Annotated in this window: 13 protein-coding genes, 1 tRNA gene, 1 pseudogene and 1 riboswitch; of the genes and pseudogenes, 4 read left to right on the top strand and 11 right to left on the bottom strand. The window is 68.1% G+C overall.

Translation table 11 applies throughout. From position 1 onward, the window contains the following. Positions 1-118 precede the first annotated feature (118 nt). The 6 genes from QTI20_RS17835 to QTI20_RS17810 all read right to left on the bottom strand — a co-directional run bounded on the left by QTI20_RS17835 (position 119) and on the right by QTI20_RS17810 (position 5,477). Positions 119-194 (bottom strand) — tRNA-Asn (locus tag QTI20_RS17835). Positions 195-254: 60 nt separating this feature from the next. Next, on the bottom strand, positions 255-2,408 hold the full coding sequence (locus tag QTI20_RS17830; RefSeq protein WP_286552769.1) for a TonB-dependent siderophore receptor: 2,154 nt from the start codon (positions 2,406-2,408) through the stop codon (positions 255-257). 38 nt (positions 2,409-2,446) lie between these two features. After that, the gene (locus QTI20_RS17825) at positions 2,447-3,364 is read right to left on the bottom strand and encodes a thiamine phosphate synthase (protein ID WP_286552768.1); all 918 of its coding nucleotides are present in this window, start codon (positions 3,362-3,364) and stop codon (positions 2,447-2,449) included. Positions 3,365-3,368: 4 nt separating this feature from the next. Beyond that, entirely contained in the window at positions 3,369-4,187 is an 819-nt protein-coding gene (locus QTI20_RS17820) for a thiazole synthase (protein ID WP_286552767.1), read from the bottom strand. A gap of 4 nt (positions 4,188-4,191) precedes the next feature. After that, complete coding sequence (thiS, locus tag QTI20_RS17815) at positions 4,192-4,389, bottom strand: sulfur carrier protein ThiS (RefSeq protein ID WP_286552766.1); 198 nt, start codon at positions 4,387-4,389, stop codon at positions 4,192-4,194. Next, positions 4,386-5,477: an FAD-dependent oxidoreductase gene (locus QTI20_RS17810; protein WP_286552764.1), complete on the bottom strand. Its 1,092-nt coding sequence runs from the start codon at positions 5,475-5,477 to the stop codon at positions 4,386-4,388. Before QTI20_RS17810 ends, thiS begins: the two co-directional genes overlap by 4 nt. Positions 5,478-5,545: 68 nt before the next feature. Here QTI20_RS17810 and thiD point away from each other — a divergent pair, with 68 nt between their 5' ends. Next, positions 5,546-6,397 (top strand): bifunctional hydroxymethylpyrimidine kinase/phosphomethylpyrimidine kinase, encoded by an 852-nt coding sequence (thiD, locus tag QTI20_RS17805; protein ID WP_286574232.1) that lies wholly within the window; start codon positions 5,546-5,548, stop codon positions 6,395-6,397. Here thiD and QTI20_RS17800 read toward each other — a convergent pair. The 5 genes from QTI20_RS17800 to QTI20_RS17780 all read right to left on the bottom strand — a co-directional run bounded on the left by QTI20_RS17800 (position 6,336) and on the right by QTI20_RS17780 (position 12,592). Beyond that, a complete protein-coding gene (locus tag QTI20_RS17800) occupies positions 6,336-7,691 on the bottom strand; it encodes a purine-cytosine permease family protein (RefSeq protein ID WP_286552762.1) in 1,356 nt (451 codons plus the stop codon). The genes thiD and QTI20_RS17800 overlap by 62 nt on opposite strands. A 94-nt stretch (positions 7,692-7,785) precedes the next feature. Then, a riboswitch (TPP riboswitch) is annotated at positions 7,786-7,889 on the bottom strand. Between the two features lie 242 nt (positions 7,890-8,131). Further along, on the bottom strand, positions 8,132-8,971 hold the full coding sequence (locus QTI20_RS17795; protein ID WP_286552760.1) for a hypothetical protein: 840 nt from the start codon (positions 8,969-8,971) through the stop codon (positions 8,132-8,134). A gap of 2 nt (positions 8,972-8,973) precedes the next feature. After that, complete coding sequence (locus tag QTI20_RS17790) at positions 8,974-9,624, bottom strand: hypothetical protein (RefSeq protein ID WP_286552758.1); 651 nt, start codon at positions 9,622-9,624, stop codon at positions 8,974-8,976. Between the two features lie 391 nt (positions 9,625-10,015). Further along, complete coding sequence (locus QTI20_RS17785; RefSeq protein WP_286552756.1) at positions 10,016-10,720, bottom strand: GntR family transcriptional regulator; 705 nt, start codon at positions 10,718-10,720, stop codon at positions 10,016-10,018. A 78-nt stretch (positions 10,721-10,798) separates the two neighbouring features. Further along, complete coding sequence (locus tag QTI20_RS17780) at positions 10,799-12,592, bottom strand: IlvD/Edd family dehydratase (protein WP_286552754.1); 1,794 nt, start codon at positions 12,590-12,592, stop codon at positions 10,799-10,801. Between the two features lie 232 nt (positions 12,593-12,824). Here QTI20_RS17780 and QTI20_RS17775 point away from each other — a divergent pair, with 232 nt between their 5' ends. The 3 genes and pseudogenes from QTI20_RS17775 to QTI20_RS17765 all read left to right on the top strand — a co-directional run bounded on the left by QTI20_RS17775 (position 12,825) and on the right by QTI20_RS17765 (position 16,026). After that, the gene (locus QTI20_RS17775) at positions 12,825-13,781 is read left to right on the top strand and encodes a Bug family tripartite tricarboxylate transporter substrate binding protein (protein WP_286553458.1); all 957 of its coding nucleotides are present in this window, start codon (positions 12,825-12,827) and stop codon (positions 13,779-13,781) included. A 147-nt stretch (positions 13,782-13,928) separates the two neighbouring features. Continuing rightward, a pseudogene (locus QTI20_RS17770) lies at positions 13,929-15,287 on the top strand (chloride channel protein). 100 nt (positions 15,288-15,387) lie between these two features. Continuing rightward, entirely contained in the window at positions 15,388-16,026 is a 639-nt protein-coding gene (locus QTI20_RS17765) for a TetR/AcrR family transcriptional regulator (RefSeq protein ID WP_286552753.1), read from the top strand. Positions 16,027-16,088: the final 62 nt, after the last annotated feature.

Here is a 16,088-nt window from a genome sequence, read left to right as displayed (position 1 = left end):
GAAATCGCCGATTTCCTCGTGCGCGCATCTGATTTTCATCGTCGATGCATCGGCAGCAATGAAAATGCCCCACTGCCTTGAGAGCAGTGGGGCATCCAGTGGCCTTGCGGCTTTTTCATGGCTCCTCGACCTGGGCTCGAACCAGGGACCTACGGATTAACAGTCCGGCGCTCTACCGACTGAGCTATCGAGGAACAAGCCTTAGATTATAGCGTGTTTTTTGGGGCTGTCTTGAAACGCATTCGCGCCGCGTCTTACAGCGTGACGTTCACGCCCAGCCGCAGGGTACGCGGCGCGCCCGGGAACAGGTAGACGTGGCCGTACTGGTAGGGCGATTCCTTCCAGTAGCGCTTGTCGGCGACGTTCTCGATGCCCAGCGTCCAGCGCGTGGCCACGCCGGCCATGCGCGTGTCGTAGCGCAGTGCGGCATCGACGCGCGTCCACGCGGGCAGCGTGATCGATCCGTCGGGCAGCACGTTGCGCCGGCCCTCGTGCGAGAGCAGGCCCTGCACCTCGAGCCCCGGCACGGCCGCGATGCGGTAGGCGGCCTGCGCACGCAGCACCTGCCGGGGCACGTTGGTCGGGCGCTGGCCGTTGATGGCGGGCGAGAACTCGCTGCCCTCGCGCTTGGCGTCGATCAAGGTGAGGCTGCCGCCCAGCCGCCACGGGCCGGTGCGGCCTTCGGCGCTGAGCTCGAGGCCGCGGTGCACGGCCTTGCCGTCGTTGCGGCCGATGCAGTCGGCGCCGGCATTGCTGCAGGCGTCGATGTTGGTCATGGGGCGCGAGATGTCGAACCACGCGGCCTGCCAGTTGAAGTTCTCCTGGCCGCCCTTGAAGCCGATCTCCCATTGGCGCGAGACCAGCGCCGGCAGCGCTTCGCCCGCATTGGCGTACTGCGAGGCCTTGTTGGGCACGATCTGCGACTCCACGCCTTCGCCCCAGCTCGCATAGGCCATCAGGCCCGGTTGCAGCGCATAGCTGATGGCGAGCCATGGCGTGGTGATGCCGTCCTTGTAGCCGGTGGGGCGCGAGCCGTCGGTGCGCACGCTGTCGCGGTCGAGCCGGGTGTGGCGCAGGCCGACCCAGGTCGTGAGCTGCGTGTTCCAGCGGATCGCGTCCTGCAGCGAGAGTTCGGTCGAGCGCTCGTCGCGGTTGGTGTTCGGGTCGTAGACCGCGGGCTCGAGCGGCACCACGGCCGTGCCCCAGATGTTGCCGGGTGTGCCCAGGAAGGTGTTGGTCTGGTCCTGGAAGCGGTTGCGCACGCGGCTCGCCAGCAGGCCGATCGACAGGTCGTGCCGTACGCTGCCGGTCATGGCCTGGCCCTTGAGGTTGAGGCTGCCCGCGGTCTGCGTGCGGCGCTCGTTCTCGCTGCGGAAGTCGTAGAGGTCGAAGCTGCCGTCTGAACAGTAGCGGTCGTAGTTGCCTTCGGCGCTGCAGCCGAAGGCATAGGCCAGGCGGTCGTCGCTCTTCAGGCGCTGCTGGCCGATCTGCGCGCTCCAGCGCCAGTCGGCATTGATGGCCTGCGTGAAGCGCAGCGTGCCGGTGAGCCCTTCGAACACCGAGGGCTGCGACCAGGGCTGGTTGTTGATGTTGATGCGCGGGTCCATCGGCGCGGGCAGCGTGCTGCCCAGCAGGCTGAAGCCGTTCTGGCTGGGCTGCGTCTTCTTGCTGTATTCGATCTCGGCCTCGATCACCGAATCGCGCGTGATGCGCCAGTCGGCCGCCAGCGAGGCCAGGTGGCGCTGGCCGTCGAGTGCGAAGGTGCGCGGCTTCAGGTCTTCGGCCGCGACGTTGAGCCGGTAGCCGAACTGGCGCTCGGCACCGAAGCGCCCGCCCAGGTCGACCGCGCCCAGCACGCTGCCGCGGCCCGAGACTTCGGCGCGCACTTCGCGCAGGTCGTTCTCGGTGGGCCGCTTCACCACGTAGTTGACCAGGCCGCCCGGCGCGCTGGTGCCGGCCTGGATGCCGCTGGTGCCGCGCAGGATCTCGACGCGCTCCTTGTTGTCGAGCGCGATCGCGGTCTCGGCGCTGATCGGCAGGCCTTCGCGTCGGTAGTTGAAGCGGTTGTCCAGCACGAAGCCGCGCACCGTGAGGTAGTCCCAGTAGCCGGCCGAGTTGTAGGCGTCGGTGACCGAGGCGTCGAACTGCGTGAGGTCGGCCAGCCGGCGTGCGCCGCTGGCCTGCAGTTGCCGGCTGTCGACGATGGTGGCCGACAGCGGCACCTCCTTCAACGGCAGGTCGCCGAAGCCGGCGATGTCGGCCTGCGGCGCGGCGCTGCGCGCGTCGACGGTCACGGGGGCCAGCGTGGCCTCCTGTGGCTGCGCCTGGGCGGCGCTGGCCATCGAGAACAGGGCGGCGGCAACGGCCAGGGCTAGGGGAGAGAAGGCAGGAGGGCGAGCGACGGACATGGAAGCAGGAGCAGTCTGGAAAAAAGAAGAAGGAGAGGTCAGTGAACGGCGGCGGCCACCGCGGCGGTGAGTTCCGCGGCCGTGGCTTCGGGGTCGTCGGCGGCGATCAGCGCGCGCACCATCGCGACCGAGCCCACGCCGGTGTCCAGTACCGCGGGCAGCCGTTCGGCATCGATGCCGCCGATGGCCACCAGCGACTGGCCGCGCAGCAGGCGCGCATAGGCGCCCAGGCGCGCCAGGCCCTGCGGGGCGGTGGCCATCTTCTTGAGCGTGGTCGGGAACACCGCGCCCATCGCGATGTAGCTGGGGCTCACCGCATCGGCGCGCACCATCTCGGCATAGCCGTGCGTGCTCACGCCCAAGCGCAGGCCCGCGCTGCGGATGCGTTGCAGGTCTGCGGGTGCGAGCGCATCCAGGTCTTCCTGGCCCAGGTGCACGCCATAGGCGCCGGCGTCGATCGCGGCCTGCCAGTGGTCGTTGATGAACAGCAGTGCGCCGGTGCCGCGCACGGCTTCGACCGCAGCCCGCGTCTCGGCTGCGATGGCCGCCGCGTCGTCGGACTTGAAGCGCAGTTGCACCGTGGGCACGCCCGCACGCGCCATGCGGCCGACCCAGGCGGCGTCGGGCAGCACCGCGTAGAGGCCCAGCCGCTCGGGGCAGGCCGCGAAGGCATTGAGGCGTCGGGCGGGCGGCAGGGGCGACATGCCGAAGTCTTCGGGCGCATCGGGCCAGGCCTGCGCATCGAAACGACCCGTGCGCGCGGTCTGGGCCTGCCAGGCGCGGGCCAGGCAGTCGGCATCGACCTCGATGAAGCCGAGCTGGAGGCAGTTCTGTTTCGCGGTGCCGTAGACATCCGCTGCGGCCGGGATGTCGACCGGGGCCGTTGCCGCCAGGGTGCCGAGGCGTTCGCTGCAAGTCGCGACGGTGGCGGGGGCAGGGGTGTCGTCGTGCGTCATGTGTTCATTGGGCCTCGTGATGCCAGAAGGGGGTGCCGAGAACCGGCGTGCTGGGTTGGGCCGCATCCTGCGCGGCCATGGCGCCGGCGCGGCGGGCGGCACGGCCGGCCTGCACGGCGTCGGCGAAGGCGCCGGCCATCGCGACCGGGTCCTGCGCGAGCGCCACCGCGGTGTTGAGCAGCACGCCGTCGTAGCCCCACTCCATCACCTGGCAGGCGTGCGAGGGCAGGCCCAGGCCGGCATCGACCAGCATGGGCACGTCGAGCCGCTCGCGCAGCAGTTGCAAAGCGTAGGGGTTGACCGGGCCGCGGCCGGTGCCGATGGGCGCGGCCCAGGGCATCACGGCCTGGCAGCCGACGTCGACCAGGCGCTGGCACAGCACCAGGTCTTCGGTGCAGTAGGGCAGCACCTGGAAGCCGTCGCGGATCAGGTAGGAGGCCGCTTCGACCAGGTTCAGCGTGTCGGGCTGCAGCGTGTAGTCGTCGCCGATCAGTTCGAGCTTGATCCACGGCGTGTCGAACAGCTCGCGCGCCATCTGCGCGGTGGCGATGACCTCCTGCACGCCGTGGCAGCCGGCGGTGTTGGGCAGCACCGGCACGCCGAGCCGCCGCAACAGCGCCCAGAAGCCGTGGTCGTCGGTGGCGCCGGGGGCCTGGGCCGCGGTCTGCCGTCGCAGCGAGGCGGTGAGCATCGCGGGCCGCGCGCGCTCGACCGCGGCCGCGAGCACGTCGGGCGAGGGATAGCGTGCCGTGCCCAGCAGCAGGCGGCTGTGGAAGGTCTGGCCGTACAGGACCAGCGGATCGTCGGATGGGGCGGGGTTCATGGCGTCAGCCTCCGGTGACAGGGCGGATGACCTCGATGCGGTCCTCGTCCTGGAGGGGATGTTGGTCATAGGTCGAGCGCGGCACGAAGGCGCGGTTGACCGCCACCGCGAAGGGCGGCACGGCCTTCAGGGCCGCCAGCGCATCGGCCACCGTGGCGGGTGCGGGCAGCGTGTGCGGAATGTCGTTGATCAGCACGTTCATGCGAGGGTCTCCGTCGTCGTGAGGCCAAGGCGTTCCGCCAGCGCGGAGCGGCCGTCGGCCAGCCATTCCATCGCCATGTCGAGTATCGCCGGGGCGAGCATGAAACCGTGGCGGTAGAGGCCGTTGATCTGTAGCACGCGCGACGCCGGCTGGCGCAGCGCGGGCAGGTTGTCGAGCAGCGTCGGGCGGCACTGGGTCGCGATCTCGAGGATGCGCGCCTCGCCGAAGCCGCTGTGCACCGCATAGGCCGCGCTCAGCAGTTCGAGCGTGGAACGCACGCTGGCCGGCGACATGTCGTTCGATTCGATCTCGGTCGCACCGATCACGAACACGCCGCCGGGCTTGGGCGCGATGTACAGCGGATAGCGCGGGTGCACCAGCCGGGTCGGCCGCGTCAGGCCCACCTCGGGCGCATGAACGCGGATCACCTCGCCGCGCACGCCGCGCAGCGCGGGCCATTGCGGCAGCGCGCCGAGGCCGCGGCAGTCGATCACGCGCTCGTGCGCGCCCGGCGTGAAGTCGGCGGGCGCGCGGGCTGCGTGCCAGTGCAGCTGCACGTTGGGCAAGGCTTCGAGTTCGGTCCGCAGCGCGAGCAGCAGCGCGCGGTTGTCGAGCTGGCCTTCCTCCGGCAGGAACAGGCCCTGCGCGAAGCGCGTGCCCAGCGCGGGTTCGAGCGCCGCGATGCCGGCCGCGTCCACGCGCTGCATCGCCGGCAGCTCGGGCACCTCGGTGCCGGTGCGTTCGAGCACCCGTGCCAGGCGCGCCGCTTCGGCCGCGTCCTGACGATGCCACAGCACCAGCGTGCCTTCGCGCTGGAAGAAGACCGGCGTGGCCAGCGAGGCCAGCAGCGCGGGCCAGCGGTCCAGCGCGTAGCGCCCCATGCGCACCACCGACAGTGGCGCGACGGCCGATTCGGCCAGCGGCGCGAGCATCGCCGCGGCCACGCGTGCAGCGGCGCCATCGGCCTCCGGGCCGCCCGCATCGAACAGTGCAACCCGGCAACCGGCACGCGCCAGCGCGAGCGCCATCAGCCGGCCCATCAGGCCGGCGCCGAGCACGTTGGCGGCATCGAAAGGCAGTGTCTTCATCGCATCGACCTCCTGGCGACGGGCCGCCATCGCCCATAATTTTCAGCATGACGAACCCATCGACCTCCATGCCTTCCTCTGCCCAACGCTATGCCCGCGTGCTGTCCATCGCGGGCTCCGACAGCGGCGGCGGCGCCGGCATCCAGGCCGACCTCAAGACCTTCGCGGCGCTGGGCTGCTACGGCATGACCGCCATCACCGCGCTCACCGCACAGAACACGCTGGGCGTGCGCGGCATCCACGGCGTGCCGCCGGAATTCCTCAAGGCGCAGATCCAGGCCGTGGTCGAGGACATCGGCGTCGATGCGGTCAAGCTGGGCATGCTGCATGCGCCCGAGGTGGTCGAGGTGGTGGCCTGGGCCATCGACCACTACCAGCTGCCCAACGTGGTGCTCGACCCGGTGATGATCGCCACCAGCGGCGACCGCCTGATCGCGCCCGCGACCGTCGAGGTGCTGGTGCGCGAGCTGTTCCCGCGCGCCACGGTCGTGACGCCCAACCTCGACGAGGCCGCGCTGCTGATCGGCCATGCGATCGACGGCATCGAAGCACTCGACGGCGCGTGCGATGAACTGCTCGCGCTCGGCGCACGCGCCATGCTGCTCAAGGGCGGCCATCTGCCGGGCGAGGAGGTGGTCGACGTGCTGGCGCTGCGCGGCGGTGCGCGCCATCGCCATGCATCGGCACGCATCGCCAGCCGCAACCTGCACGGCACCGGCTGCACGCTGTCGTCGGCCATCGCCGCGCACCTGGCGCTGGGGCATGCGCTGCCCGAGGCCGTGGCGCTGGCGCGCGCCTACGTGCTCGGCGCGATGGCGGCCGGCGTCGACGTGGTGGTGGGCGAGGGCCATGGTCCGCTCAACCATGGCTTCGCGCCAGTGCCGACCCATCGCTTGGCGCGGGCGACCGCGGCCGCGTGAGCCAGGCCAGCACGAAGCTCAGCGCCAGCGTGGGCAGCGCCGAACCCCACTGCGGCGCCCAGGCCGCGCAGCCGTGGTACAGCGCGATGCCGGCCAGCCACAGCCCGGCCGCGATCGGGTCGACGCGGCGTGTGGTCACCGTCGATGCGCCCGTGCCCAGCCGGCCCAGGATCACGCCGTAGAGCGGCACGAAGACCGAACTCAGCATCAGCAGAAAGGGCTCGAGCGTGTGCATCGGCAGCACCAGCGCAAAGGCGATGCACACGGCGGCCAGCACCAGGCCCCAGCGCCGCACGCTCCAGCGCGGGCGCAGGCTGTGGGCCGACACCGAGCCCGAGTAGACGTCGCCATAGGCGTTGTCCAGTTCGTCGATCAGGATCAGGCCGAGCGCCAGCAGGCCGCCCTGTGCGAGCAGCAGCGCGGTCACGAGGTTGGTGCCCGGCTCGGCCACGCTGACCACCATCACGCCCAGCGCATAGCACCAGACGTTGGCGATGCCGTAGCCCAGCCAGGTGCCGCCGAAGGCGCCGCCCAGGCCGCGGCCCGCGCGCCGGCCGTGCCGCGCGTAGTCGGCCACCAGCGGAAGCCACGACACCGGCATCGCGATCACCAGGTCGAGCGCGCCGAACATGCCCATGCTGCCGTTGCCGGGGCGCGACCAGAAGGCGTCGAAGCCCCTGGCGTGGAGCTGCGAGGCGAACTGCCAGCTCAGCCACAGTAACGAGAGCACCACCAGCGGCAGGCCGAAGCGGCTCACGAAGCGGCGCACCAGCGTCACCATCGAACCCGCCAGCAGGGCCAGCAGCACGCCGCCCCAGAGCAGCGTGGTCAGCGCCGTGCCGAGCAGGCCGCCGGCATCGAGGCCGAAGGCGCGTTGGGCCAGCGCCTGCGTGCCTTCGCGCATCACCACGAGTTCGAAGGTGGTCCAGCCGATCAGCTGCACGATGTTGAGCAGCACCGGCAGCCGCGCGAAGGCGCTGCCGTAGGTCGCATGCATCAGCCCCGCGCTCGCGAGGCCGCTCTCGCAGCCCAGCCGCGCGGTCCAGGCGAGCAGCGCCGCGCCGATGCACGAGCCCACGAGGATCGCGACCGTCGCGTCGCGCGTGCCCACGGCCGGCACCAGGTAGGCGCCGATCTGCATCACCAGCAGGCCCACGCCCAGGCTGAACCACAGCGCCGCATGGTCGTGCCAGCCGAAGACGCGGCTGGACGGGGGCAGGGGGGTGAGCGCCTCGTTGCCGCCCGGCGCGGCGGGCCGCGGGGCGGAAGAAGTCGTCGTCGGAGTCGTTGCCATTCATTTGCTCCAGTGCAAATTCTTTGGCAGGTGGGCGTGGCCCGAATGCGCATGGCACGCGCCGGGACTCGAAGGAGCGGGCGTGACGACGTGACGGTTTTCGGACCGGCTTCCCTGCGCGAGGATTACCTCAATCAGGTTCAAAGGGACTTTCTCAGCCGTTGCAGCTTTGCTGCTTCAGCACCCCTAGCGGTCTCCTCGGTGACGAGGAGATGGGCGGATTCTAGTCCGATGACAGTTGTTGCCATCACAGTTATAGCCATCTGGCGAGCGTCGAAGACAGATGTGCTCGGAAACTGATGTCACTAGCAACAGGAGCGACGCCGGATGTGTCTAGCGGCATGAGCGCTGAACCCTCTAGAGGCAGCCAACGACGCTTCGGCCCTGTCAAAACGGGCTCTCTGTTTGGAGCAGGGCGAACACATACTCCGATCCAGCACCTAAGTCGGCAAGACTGAGGCCTTCGCTGGAAGCGCGAACTTTGGGTTGAGGAACACGATCTGGTCTAAGTCCGAGAAGAAGGACATAAGGTTATAGGGCGTGATGGGCGCATCACCTGGATGAGCGCCGTGGCAGCGAATATCAAAACAGCTCGCCAGTCGCGTGTGCTGATTGGTGTCGATCAACTGCATGCCTTCGATCACCCAGAGGATCATCGAGTCGAATACTTCGCGGATCTCGGCAAGGTTGTGGGCGTGTTGGCCCTTGTTGGTGAACTTCTTGTAGCGGCCTGTCGTCGATAAATGCATCTGCTGCGACATGGTGTTGAATCTGTCGAAACCGATGTGCTCTATGACGCGATGAATACGGTCGATGGCCGCGCTCCATCCGAGGACAACCGCTGCCCTTTGATGGCCTGCCTTCGCGCACGCAATCGCCTCGGCGAGATATTCGCTCTCTTCTGAGTTTGAAAGCGCTGCAAAGAATGTGTCGAAGGCAGATGGTGCGGCTGCGCCGAATGCCCCTTGCTGCGACGGGATCACCAAGTTGTCGTTGAACGGCTTGATGATGGCGTCAAGCGCCTCCATGTAGCTCTTGACCAAGTTGTTGGGCGCACTGATCCGAATTAGGCGTGTGAAATGTGCGTTGTAGCCATCAAGGTCTTCAGCCGCCAGGGAGTGCCTGAAGACAGGCAAGAATTCTTTGTGCCACAGCGCACCGAGTGCTTTGGCCTCTGACCGGAGTGCCCCCTTGTTGATAGTGGCAGTGGTTTCCGATTTTATGGCCCGTCTGAAGGTTTTTAGCCGGGTCAGCAGTCCCTCGATTTGTTCGTGTTCCACGGTCAATCAAAGGTCTTGATTGCTGCCGCAAGTTCCTTCTTTCCCTGCTCGGAAAGCCGTACCTCGCTGACGCCGGCCTCCCACGTTCCGAAATCGAACGTGGCTGCATTGTTCTTGAAGATTCTGGTGAAGTTGGCTTTGTCGTAGCACTTTCTCATCTTGCATTCTTCGCGGATGGCTTCCACCGACGCAACGAATTCACCGTCAGTCAAAGCGCGATGCATGCTTTGCAACATCGCGATTCGAATCTGACCCTCAGACATGCCCGTCACGCCGAGGTCTGTAAAAAGAGCCTCGAACGTTCCATCATTCTTGTAGAAAACGTTGTTCAGTTGCCCTAGCGTCACATCATTTTTCTCCAAGAATTTTCTGGTCTTCATGTGGATGTCGGCCAGACCGATGTCTGACCCGTCGTTCACTTTTGGCTGAGTAGCGGGAGGCTGCTGCGTCTCGTTGTTCTGGTCATCCACCTCGGTGGCGACTTTGGGTGTGGGTGCGGGCGCTGGCGGAGGAGACGGGGGAGGGTGCGGCGGCGAGGCACGCTTTGCCAGGGCTTCTTTGAGCAGCAGCTCAAAACACGTCGTTTTCAGCGACTCGGGGACGAGCGCAACGATTTCAATGATTTCTTTGACTTGTTCTTTGAGGTCGGCCATCACGCGAGTCCAGATAGTGAACGAGCGTCAATGTTAAGGCCGAGGCAACAATTGCTATCAAAAGCAGGGTGGAGCCACAGACTCAGGTGCCCATAAAGCCAAATTCGGCACATTCCGGGAGCGTCGCAAAGCCAGTACTTAGATCTTTGGATTGAGCCTTACCTCAATCAGGTTCAACGGGACTTTCTCAGTCGTGTCGGCCAGCCGACGCAGAACCCCTAGCGAACTGTCGTCCTAGGCGCTGTTCCACGTGTGCCGCGGGTCCAGTTGCGTACGGAAGAACCCGGCACGACGCAGTCCTTGAGCGGCTCGGCTGCACAAGTGCGATGGGTTGGCGCGTACCTCGGCATCGGTCGTCCTGCTGCCGCCGAAGCACGGCCACCCGAACAGGCTAGAAGCGCTGCCGTTGCGCGCTGAGGTACGCGTCGCGCGACGGCAGAAGGTGCGCGTCACACAAGGCAACCAATGCCTCTCGATCCCCGGCACGCAGCGCTTCGATCATCTTCCAATGGTCCTGACGCGCCTGTTCGCGGTAGTCGGCGGAAACCAGCGACGCGAACCGGATGGGATGGGTCTGTCGGGCGTATTCGTCGATCGCCTTGCGCAACGTCTCGCTGCTGCCCAGGCTGAACAACTCCTGGTGAAAGGCGAGGTTGACCCGGAATACGGTGCGGGCGTCGCCCGCGGCCACCGCCGCATCGTGTTGCCGCTGGATCGCGATCAGGCGGTCCAGCCGCTCGGGTGGCACGGGCATGACGACGCGCCGGGCCGCTTCCGTTTCGAGCAGGCCGCGAAGCTCGTATAGCTCCCGGACCTCCTGGGCCGTGAAGGACCGGACCACGGCGCCGACGTTCTTTCGGCGCTCGATCAGGCCCATGCGATCCAAAGCCGCCAGGGCGTCGCGGGTTACATGCCGCTTGACCTGGAAGCGCTCCATCAGCTCGTCTTCGACCAGGCGCTCGCGCGGGTGAAGCCGGCCGAAAACCACATCTTCTTCCAGCGCCGCGATCATGGACACCAGGGCATCCGCGGGGCTGATGGCGGCGTCGAGGCTCTGGAAACTGGAGGAGGTCGGCAAGGTGGCGGGCAACGACATGGGGTTGGAGGCGGCAAGGCAAACGCCCGACGCTCGGTCAAACACGAGGGGCGCCTGCCATTGTTGCCGATCCGCCCGTCAGCCAGGCTCCGATCCCGAGCGCGGCACCTTGCCGTGCATCTGCGCGGCGCGCAGGAAATCGAAGTCCACGCCCTGGTCGGCCTGCGTCACGGTCGTGAGGAAGAGCTTGCGGTAGCCGCGGTCCGCGGTGGGAACCACGACCGGCGTTTCCACGGCGCGCTGGGCCAGGTCCGCGTCCGACACATGCAGCGTCAGTTCCCGTCGCGACACCGACAGCGTGATGCGGTCACCGTTGCGGACATAGGCCAGCGGACCGCCGACGGCCGATTCCGGCGTCACATGCAGCACGATCGTGCCGAAGGCGGTGCCGCTCATGCGGCCGTCGGAGATCCGGACGATGTCCTTGACGCCCGCGCGCGCGAGCTTGAGCGGAATCGGGATGTAGCCCGCTTCCGGCATGCCGGGCGCGCCCTTGGGGCCGATGTTCTTGAGCACCAGGATGTCGTCGGCCGTCACGTCCAGGTCATCGCTGTCGATGCGGTTGGCTAGGTCCTGCGCGTTCTCGAACACCACCGCGCGGCCTTCGTGCTCCATCAACTTGGGATGGGCGGCGGACTGCTTGATGATGGCGCCGCCCGGTGCCAGATTGCCCTGCAGGACGGCAATGCCGCCCTGCGGATAGATCGGGTTGTCCCGCGTGCGCACCACGGCCTGCGCGAAGCCGGGGCCGGCGGCTTCGATCTCCTCGCCCAGCGTCCGGCCCGTCACGGTCAGTGCGTCCAGGTTGAGCAGGGGCTTGAGCTCGCGCAACAGCGTCGCCATCCCGCCCGCGTGGTGGAAGTCCTCCATGTAGTGATCGCCCGAGGGCTTCAGGTCCAGCAGCACGGGCGTGTCGCGGCCCATGTGGTCGAGCGCCTTGAGGTCGATGTCCAGGCCCATGCGACCCGCAATGGCCGCCAGGTGGACGATGCCATTGGTCGAACCCCCGATGGCCAGGAGCACGCGCATGGCGTTCTCAAATGCGGCGGGCGTGAGGATCCTGTCGATGGTCAGTCGCTCGCGCGCGATGCGGACGGCTTCGGTGCCGGTCCGCTCGGCCACGCGGATGCGGTCGGCCGTCACGGCCGGGGGCGACGCGCCGCCAGGCACGGTCATGCCGAGCGCTTCCGCAATGCAGGCCATCGTGCTGGCCGTGCCCATGACCGAGCAGGTGCCCACGCTGGCCACCAGTTGGTTGTTCACATCCGCAATCTCTTCCGCGTCGATTTCCTCGGCGCGGAACTTGCCCCAGTAGCGCCGGCAATCCGTGCAGGCGCCCACCCGCTGGCTGCGGTGCGAACCGGTGAGCATCGAGCCGGTGATCAGCTGGATGGCCGGCAATCCGGCCGATGCCGCACCCATCAGCTGGGCCGGCACGGTCTTGTCGCAGCCTCCGATGAGCACCACGGAATCCATCGGCTGCGCCCGGATCATTTCCTCGGTGTCCATCGACATCAGGTTGCGCAGGTACATGCTTGTCGGCGCTGAAAAACTCTCGTGGATCGAGATGGTCGGGAAGTCCATCGGCAGGCCGCCGGCCAGCATCACCCCGCGCTTGACCGCTTCGATCAGTTGCGGCGCGTTCCCGTGGCAGGGGTTGTAGGCACTGCCCGTGTTGACGATGCCGACCACCGGACGGTCCAGGGCCGCGTCGGTGTAACCCGCGCCCTTGATGAAGGCCTTGCGCAAGAAGAGGGAGAAACCACGGTCGCCGTAGTTCGTCAGGCCCTTGGAGATCCCCTGGGCGGCGTCCGCGGGGGCAATGTCGTGGCTGGCAGCGGCGTCGGCTGCAGGCTTGTGGGCGTCGGTCATGTGGGCGCTTGGAGAGAGGGTTGTGAACGCGTTCGGGCGGGGAGTGCGGCAGGTTAAGCGCACAAACTCGAATTATAAATAGGGTTATCGCCTAGATTATCAATAATTATATTGCCTATAGTCGCGCCCAGTCTGGCCCTCGCCAGACCCTCGTTTTTTCACTCCAGAACCGAAGGCTTCCGTGACCCGCCCCACGCCCAGATCCCAATCCTCGCTGCACCGCCGTGGCGCGATGCTTGCGCTGAGCAGCCTGCTCACGGCGGCTGCGTTGCCCGCCATGGCGCAGACCTATCCCGACCGCCCCATCAAGCTGGTGGTGCCCTACACCGCAGGGGGCGCCACGGACGTGATCGGGCGGGTGGTCGGCCTGCAGCTGGCCAAGGCCTTGGGCCAGCCGGTGGTCGTGGACAACCGTGCGGGCGCCGCGGGGAACCTGGGCGCCGCATCGGTGGCCAGGGAAAAGCCCGACGGCTACACGCTGCTCCTCGGCGCCTTGACCAGCCATTCGATCAACAGCGTGCTGCAGCCCGCCACGGCCGGCTTCGACATGGAGAAGAGCTTCACGCCGATTTCGGTCGTGGGCCGCGTGCCGCTGGTCGTGGTGGTCGGCCCTTCGGTGAAGGCCAACACGCTCAAGGAATTCATCGCGCTCGCCAAGAGCAAGCCGGGTGGGCTGAACTACGGCTCGTCCGGCAACGGATCGCCGCAGCACCTGGCGGCCGAACTGTTCAAGCGGCAGGCCGATGTCCAGATCACGCACGTCCCCTACAAGGGCAGCCCACCGGCACTGAACGACCTCATGGGCGGCCAGGTGGATGTCGTGTTCGACACCCTGCCGGCCACCCAGGCCTTCATCAAGGGCGGCAAGCTGCGCGCGTTGGCCGTGACCACGCCCACGCGCCAGGCGGCGATTCCCGATGTGCCCACGGTTGCCGAAGCCGGCCTGGCGGGGGTCGAGCTCACGTCGATGTTCGGTGTGCTGGGGCCCGCGGGCCTGCCCGAGCCGATCCTGGCCAGGCTCAGCGCCGCGCTGAAAGAGGCCATGGACAAGAAGGAAGTGAAGGACTCGCTGCTGGCGCAGGGCGCCGCACCGGTCTACACCACCCCGGCCGAAACGCGTCAGCAGATCCAGGCCGAGGTCGCACGCTGGTCGAAGGTGATCCAGGACGCGGGCATCAAGGCGGACTGATCCGCGCGTGGGCCGCCAGCGGCGGGCTGGCGGCAGGCCGCGAGGCTGGTGCTGTCGCTCATCACGGTCCCGATCCCGCTGCACGCCCTGAACCACAGGCCCCCGGGCCATCCGCCGCGATGACGGGGCGTGCGTACACTGCCCCCGATGAACCGAGAGCCGGATCTTCTCGCGCACCTGCGTGCCGAACTGCGTGGTGGCCGCGTGTGGCTCGACCGGGCCATCGTGCTGGGCTATGCGATCGCGGCCGGGCTCTGCGTGGTGGGCTTCACCTTCGCCAGCGACTAGGTCTTCGGCGCATTCCACCGCTTCTACCGCGCCTGGCCCTGGGCCGTGCTGCTGACCACGCCGCTGATCACGGCCGGCATCGTCTGGGCCACGCAGCGCTTCTTCCCCGGCGCGGGCGGCTCGGGCATTCCGCAGGTCAAGGCGGCGCTGCATCCGGCCTTGCCCGAGGCGCGGCGTTCGATGTTCGCCTCGCTGCGGCTCACGCTCGCCAAGATCGGGCTGGGCGTGGCGGGCTTCGCCGCCGGGCTGTCGATCGGGCGCGAGGGGCCGTCGGTGCAGGTGGCGGCGGGCGTCATGCAGCACGCGCGCCGCTGGCTCTCGCCGGGCTCCGCCATCGATGGGCGCGCACTGCTGGTGGCCGGCGGGGCGGCCGGCATCGCCGCGGCCTTCAACGCGCCGCTGGCGGGCGTGGTGTTCGCCATCGAGGAACTGTCGGGCCGGCTCGAGGCGCGCTCCAGCGGCCTGATCATCACGGCCATCGTGCTGGCCGGCCTGGTGGCGGTGTCGGCCTTCGGCAATGTCAGCTATTTCGGCGTGATCCATGTGCCGGGCCTGGGCTGGGATGCCCTCGGGCCGGGCCTGCTGGTCACGTTGCTGAGCGGCGCGGCCGGCGGCCTGTTCGCACGGCTGCTGATCGCCTCGCTGACCGGTGCGCCGGGCCGCCTCGGCCGGTGGCGTTCGCGCTTCCCGGTGCGCTTTGCGGCCGTGGGCGGACTGGCGGTGGCCGTGATCGGCCTGGCGACGGGGGGCGCGACTTTCGGCGCGGGCTCCGAGGCCGTCAAGGAAATGCTGCGAGGGCACGATGCGCTGACGCCGCTGTACACGGTGCTCAAGTTTGTGGCCACCTGGCTCACGGCCTGGTGCGGCGTGCCGGGCGGCATCTTCGCGCCCTCGCTGTCGATCGGCGCGGGCATCGGCGATGCCGTGGCGCACCTGGGCAGCGGCGAGCTGGGGCCGGCGCTGATCGCCATGGGCATGGCCGGCTTCCTGGCCGCGGTGACGCAGGCGCCGCTCACCGCCTTCATCATCGTGATGGAGATGGTCGACGGCCATGCCATGGTGCTGAGCCTGATGGCCGCGGCCATGCTGGCCAGCCTGGTCTCGCGCATGATCAGCCGGCCCCTGTACGACACGCTGGCCGAACACATGGTGGGACGGGCCATGGCGTCCGTGCATCCTCAGGTCCCCCGAAGCGCGCCGGCTTCGATGCCGTCGTAGACGGGGCATCGGCGTTCGGGGGCCGTGTCCGGAGCCGCCGTGTGAAGGTGCATGAACCCGGCTAGGATGTGATGCTTTGCTCGCTTCAAGCGACGACGGCATGACGACCAGGCGCCCCTCCCTCAAGCCACGGAAGATCCCCACGCAGTCGCGTGCCGAACAGACGGTCGCCGCCTTGCTGGAGGCGGCGGCGCGCGTGCTGGAGGCCAAGGGGCTCGAAGGGCTCAACACCAACAAGGTCGCCGAACTCGCGGGTGTCAGCGTGGGGTCGCTCTACCAGTACTTCCCCGGCAAGGACGCGCTCGTCGTGGCTCTGTTGCAGCGCGAACGCGCGGCCTTCCTGGCCGCGGCGCAGGGCGCCTTGGCCGAGCCCACGGGGCGGCAAGGGCTCGAGCGCCTGGTGGCCGCCTCGGTGCATCAGCAGCTCTACCGGCCCGCGCTGGTCCGGCTGCTGGACTTCGAGGAGCGCCGCCCAGCGATCGCGAGGGAACTGGCGCCCTTCATCACCTCCATCGGCGCGTTGATCGCAGCGCTGCTGCACCGCGCGGACGTTCCGCCTCAACCCGACATCGAGACGGCCACCGACGACGTGATCGCCATCGTGCGCGCGCTGGTGAACGCGGCCGGAGAACGCGAAGACCTCGACCGGAGGGCGTTGGAGGGCCGGATCTGCCAGGCGGTGTTCGGCTATCTCGGGCTTCCGAGGCCGGCGGTGCCTCGAAAACGCACCGCGGTTTGAGGTGCCGGCGCGTCTTCCGCACGCTGTGCGGACAGTGAGGGGCACGCCGAAATGCGAGCAAT

Source organism: Variovorax sp. J2P1-31, from assembly GCF_030317215.1.
Lineage (GTDB): Bacteria > Pseudomonadota > Gammaproteobacteria > Burkholderiales > Burkholderiaceae_C > Variovorax.
This window is presented reverse-complemented; position numbering and strand designations above follow the sequence as displayed.

Bases quoted from the DNA above. Each gene is read 5' to 3' on its own strand.
- QTI20_RS17765 (WP_286552753.1), top strand. From the start codon at position 15,388: ATGACGACCAGGCGCCCCTCCCTCAAGCCACGGAAGATCCCCACGCAG.
- QTI20_RS17800 (WP_286552762.1), bottom strand. From the start codon at position 7,691: ATGGCAACGACTCCGACGACGACTTCTTCCGCCCCGCGGCCCGCCGCG.
- QTI20_RS17810 (WP_286552764.1), bottom strand. From the start codon at position 5,477: ATGAAGACACTGCCTTTCGATGCCGCCAACGTGCTCGGCGCCGGCCTG.
- QTI20_RS17780 (WP_286552754.1), bottom strand. From the start codon at position 12,592: ATGACCGACGCCCACAAGCCTGCAGCCGACGCCGCTGCCAGCCACGAC.
- QTI20_RS17790 (WP_286552758.1), bottom strand. From the start codon at position 9,624: ATGGCCGACCTCAAAGAACAAGTCAAAGAAATCATTGAAATCGTTGCG.
- QTI20_RS17775 (WP_286553458.1), top strand. From the start codon at position 12,825: ATGCTTGCGCTGAGCAGCCTGCTCACGGCGGCTGCGTTGCCCGCCATG.
- thiD (WP_286574232.1), top strand. From the start codon at position 5,546: ATGCCTTCCTCTGCCCAACGCTATGCCCGCGTGCTGTCCATCGCGGGC.
- QTI20_RS17820 (WP_286552767.1), bottom strand. From the start codon at position 4,187: ATGAACCCCGCCCCATCCGACGATCCGCTGGTCCTGTACGGCCAGACC.
- QTI20_RS17785 (WP_286552756.1), bottom strand. From the start codon at position 10,720: ATGTCGTTGCCCGCCACCTTGCCGACCTCCTCCAGTTTCCAGAGCCTC.
- thiS (WP_286552766.1), bottom strand. From the start codon at position 4,389: ATGAACGTGCTGATCAACGACATTCCGCACACGCTGCCCGCACCCGCC.
- QTI20_RS17825 (WP_286552768.1), bottom strand. From the start codon at position 3,364: ATGACGCACGACGACACCCCTGCCCCCGCCACCGTCGCGACTTGCAGC.
- QTI20_RS17830 (WP_286552769.1), bottom strand. From the start codon at position 2,408: ATGTCCGTCGCTCGCCCTCCTGCCTTCTCTCCCCTAGCCCTGGCCGTT.